The sequence below is a fragment of the Gilliamella sp. B2717 genome (assembly GCF_026536675.1).
GTDB classification, from domain to species: Bacteria; Pseudomonadota; Gammaproteobacteria; order Enterobacterales; family Orbaceae; genus Gilliamella; species Gilliamella apicola_I.
The window spans coordinates 438-1128 of sequence record NZ_JAFNNQ010000036.1 but is presented as its reverse complement, the minus strand read 5'-3'; the positions used below and the strand labels follow the sequence as shown (position 1 = coordinate 1128).

The 691-nt window shown below is 41.1% G+C and carries 1 protein-coding gene; it reads left to right on the top strand.

Translation table 11 applies throughout. From position 1 onward, the window contains the following. Positions 1-176: 176 nt before the first annotated feature. Positions 177-691: DNA adenine methylase (locus tag J3U35_RS05630; RefSeq protein WP_267360123.1), on the top strand; the 515-nt coding region annotated here is incomplete at its 3' end.

Here is a 691-nt window from a genome sequence, read left to right as displayed (position 1 = left end):
GATCATGAAATTTTTTTAAACAAAATTAAACGCGTCGAGGGGCGGGTTGTTATTTCCGGTTACAACAGCGAATTATATAACGACATGCTAAACGGTTGGGACAGGAAATGCACCAACGCACGAGCTGCGTCACAACGTGGCCCCGTAATTAGAACTGAATGTATTTGGATTAAACGGTGAAATTAGAGGAAAAACGGATGACTGTCCAAAAATCATTTTTAAAATGGGTCGGGGGAAAATCAAGAATTCTCGATCAATTATTACCCCACCTCCCTGTGTCGGACACTCTACGGCTGGTTGAGCCGTTTGTTGGTGCCGGTAACGTGTTTGTAAACACAAATTATAATAATTATCTGTTATCAGATAAAAACAGCGATTTAATTAATGTGTACGTTTGGCTGAAAAACGACCTCACGAGGCTGATTAACGCCACCAAAAAATTATTTGATAACGATGTTGATTTTTATCAGATACGCACTCAGTTTAATTGTCAGCTATTCCCCCCGTCGTCGTTAGAACGTGCGGCGGCGTTCGTTTATTTAAATCGTCACTGTTTTAACGGGATCTGTCGATACAACCAACGTGGCGAGTTTAACGTACCCAGCGGTAAATATAAACGGGTATATTTTCCTCAGGATGAGCTGATCGCATTTAGTAATAAATTGATATCCGTGCCCACTGATGTTGTGGT